This is a genomic window from Enterobacter sp. 241F3 (assembly GCF_034106785.1).
Taxonomy (GTDB): Bacteria; Pseudomonadota; Gammaproteobacteria; order Enterobacterales; family Enterobacteriaceae; genus Enterobacter; species Enterobacter vonholyi.
This window is the reverse complement of the sequence record NZ_JAWNDD010000018.1, coordinates 1-3,343: the sequence shown is the minus strand read 5'-3', so window position 1 is coordinate 3,343 and position 3,343 is coordinate 1. Positions and strand designations below refer to the sequence as shown.

Here is a 3,343-nt window from a genome sequence, read left to right as displayed (position 1 = left end):
CCGTTGAGTATTGTTTTGCAGATGAAATGGAATGGCGCTACGTCCCTTCAATAAATGAAAAAGGAATTATCCCAATAGCTCTTCTGAAAAACATAAGAGATTCAATATCTAAGCAAGAATACAATGATAAAGTAGAACATATTCATCTCGAATTTGGAATCGATGACATACGATACATTATTTTGAAAGATAAAAATCAATTAAATCCTTTTATCAAAAGGTTAAGAAAAAGAGAATATTTAATAAATGATGAATTAGTAAGTAAAATATTTTTTTCGAACCACATAAGCGAGGATTTATGAACGATTGAATCACTTGCGGTGTGTTTTTAACGGGACAATGAAAGCACACCGCAATGAATACATAAAAACTAAAAAAAACCAGAATTGAATGATCAATTATCGGTATATCTTTTTTCAACACTATCTCTATAGCGCTGTTGCTCAACAATACTCAGATTAGGATCAGACAGCACACTCCGCCCCTTCACAGCAATATCGTAATCAATTTGAGATTGTGTTTCATATTCTTTAGTAGGTTTAAAATAATCGGATTGTGGTGCAGATGACGACGCAGAAGAACCGGAGTATGTTTTACTTCCAGCACAACTTAGATAAGCCAGCAGGCAGGCAAACAAGAAGAAAAATGTCCACACCACATTGAATCCGTTAAGCGTATATTCACTATCATTCCCAACTGAAAACACGCCGTGAAATCTGATCGCGTAGACAATCAAGAATGATGAAAGGATAACCGCACGGCTTTTACCTACGGTTAAATGCTTACGCAGAAATTTTACCGTTGGCACCAGCATGACCACAAATAGTCCAACGGTGGCAAACACAAGCCATACAGGGAACAACCCGTATTTTTGCGTAGTATTTTGCGATAACGTCATCAGCGACAGCACCAAGAAAGTGTTAAGCAGGTAAAGTCTGACCGTCATCGAAACCTTCACCTGTTTATGTCTATTCCCGAGAAACAGCACAGGTGCCAATGATGGTATGTTCATCAGCAGACCAATGATAAGCACCCCATAGATAGAGTTCATAGCGTTTTTTCCTGTAATTACCGAGCGACCCAGCCGTTATTGGTCTTGACCAGAACAATTTTGGCTTCTTCTGGTTCAGCCATCCCTTTCACACCAGAGAACGCATTTTTATCAACCCAGCCCGGAACGCCGTCGAGTTTCCATCTATAGGTCACTTGCGTAATTTTAACGCCAGCACCAGCACTCGGTTCAGTCCAGCTTGTGATCTCAGCAACAATACGATGACCCACGCAGGCACCTTCCTCACGGTTCCAAAAATCAACCTCTTGTCCTTTGGCGGTGACTTCCAGAACATCAACGCTACTAAAGCCGTTAGACTGTTGTGAAACAGTGAGCAGCCCCTGCTCAACAAGACCTTTCAGGATTTCATCGCTGGCATTGTATCCAGCAGAACGATAGCCATGATTAACCTTTACTGGAAAACCTTTGTTGAAAGCAAAGTCATTGTTTTGAAGTGAGTAGCACACCTTTGATTTTGAAATTTTCGCGTTAATCGCCTTCTCAAAGTCGCCTTTCTCCCCACATCCCGCCAGAATAAGAGCTGTGCCAGCAACAAGTAAAATCTTCTTCATCTTCCTATCCATCCTGATAATCAAAAATGCTGTTATGTAGAGGTTGTCTGCAGCGTATCTGTAGTCGTTTAGGCTTGTTCTTACTGGCATAACGCAACAAAACCACCTGATTAACCAATTGATAGGATTAAATTATTTTTGTGGGCCGTCATATCGTTTGTAACGATCAAAATCAAAATAATGATAGTTAAAATCTATCATTAAATACATATCGATCGATTAAAACAATTAAAACACCGATCGATAAGGAATATTTAATCGATTAAAGCTATCAATATCAATTTATCGATCTGCAATACCAATCATTTTCTTGCTAGATGAATCTTTACTGGATAAAGTGAACAGAAGGATCACTGGACCGTTTGTGGGTTGGTTCATGGGTATAGAACGTCAAACCCAATGACCAACAGCCAGCACTGCACTATGGACCTTTCTTGGCCTTTATTAATCCAATATCAGGGAAAACAATCATGAGGGATGCCGTTAGCTGATTAGATAGAAAAACTAATAGGCTTCTGATAAGCGGCTTTCTTCACTATTGATTTACATGAGTCTTAATAGCCAGATGCGGCACAACGCTGGCTCCGGCTCCTTTACGCTTATTTTTTCGTTTACTGTTTATATGGAGTTAACATGAAAAAACTGTTTATCGCTGCGTTGGTGATCCTGCCTCTTACCGCTTGCACCACCTATGGCAACAAATCCCTTAAAGACGAATCCCAACAAACCGTAAAAACCAAAATCGTCAAAGGGAAAACGACCCAGCAAGATGTTATTAACGCATTCGGGCAACCACAAACGCGCGCGACCAATGATGGTCAGGAAATGTGGTCCTACTCCAGCATGTCAGGTGAGAGTCAGATATCAAACTACATTCCCGTTCTGGCCCTGCTTAAGAACAGCAACACGGCTCACATGAACTCCCTTGAGATCTGGTTCAAGGGAAATGTTGTTGACCGATATAATTTCAGCCAAACGGCGAGTAAGGTTTCGCGTGGGTTACTTGATTGATATTACTAGCATTTAAGTTAAACGATATGATTATTCAAAGCTAACTATGCGCTCAACAATTTTTTCGCCATTATCAATGCCTTCCATAATCTTGAGACAAGCAGCTTGATTGATGCAAATCATTAAGTTAGTGTATAAAACACTCTTTACGCGATAGAGGCGTATCTGCTTCATCTGGTGTATCACCGGAACTTGTTTATTGTGGTCATTTATGCCACGGCCTTCCCAAAAATCTTCGATTTTTACTCAGGCCGTGCCCTTCTAGGTAAAGAGCAAAACCCCGGTAAACCGGGGTTTTTTATAACATAAGCGGCTGCTCAATGGACGATATCAGAGACGATTTCATACTCTGCATCGATGCAGAAGAACTAAGGTTAGAAAACCTACCTAATTTTGTGTTCATTTGTGGCGGTGTACGTAACTCAGTTGATGTCGATAATCCCGGCTCGATGCGGGATGCTTTATTACGCCGCCTTGAGCACACTGATAGCAAGCTAAGTTCTCGTATACGTGAAGCAGAAGAGTTTCAAGATTGGCTTGAGCATTCAAAAATAGATAACTTAATTGATCTTGAAATTGTTCTAGCTGATTTAGCAAGTGCTGTAATTTTAATAGTCGAAGGATTAGGTGCGTATGCAGAACTTGGCGCATTTAGCATCATTGAATCAATATCAAAAAAATTAATCACTATTTTAAACACAAATACAAT

At 40.1% G+C, this 3,343-nt stretch carries 5 protein-coding genes; 3 read left to right on the top strand and 2 right to left on the bottom strand.

The features are described 5' to 3' along the window. On the top strand, positions 1-302 hold a 302-nt coding region (locus tag UR504_RS21480; RefSeq protein ID WP_320740159.1), incomplete at its 5' end, for an abortive infection system antitoxin AbiGi family protein. A gap of 92 nt (positions 303-394) precedes the next feature. Here the strand turns inward: UR504_RS21480 and UR504_RS21475 are convergent. Both UR504_RS21475 and UR504_RS21470 read right to left on the bottom strand, forming a co-directional pair. Further along, positions 395-1,051, bottom strand: a complete 657-nt coding sequence (locus UR504_RS21475; RefSeq protein WP_199977742.1) for a hypothetical protein — start codon at positions 1,049-1,051, stop codon at positions 395-397. A gap of 17 nt (positions 1,052-1,068) precedes the next feature. After that, positions 1,069-1,623: a membrane lipoprotein lipid attachment site-containing protein gene (locus UR504_RS21470; protein WP_320740157.1), complete on the bottom strand. Its 555-nt coding sequence runs from the start codon at positions 1,621-1,623 to the stop codon at positions 1,069-1,071. Positions 1,624-2,256: 633 nt separating this feature from the next. Here UR504_RS21470 and UR504_RS21465 point away from each other — a divergent pair. Continuing rightward, positions 2,257-2,634: a hypothetical protein gene (locus UR504_RS21465; protein ID WP_320740156.1), complete on the top strand. Its 378-nt coding sequence runs from the start codon at positions 2,257-2,259 to the stop codon at positions 2,632-2,634. A gap of 320 nt (positions 2,635-2,954) precedes the next feature. Then, positions 2,955-3,343: retron St85 family effector protein (locus UR504_RS21460; RefSeq protein WP_320740155.1), on the top strand; the 389-nt coding region annotated here is incomplete at its 3' end.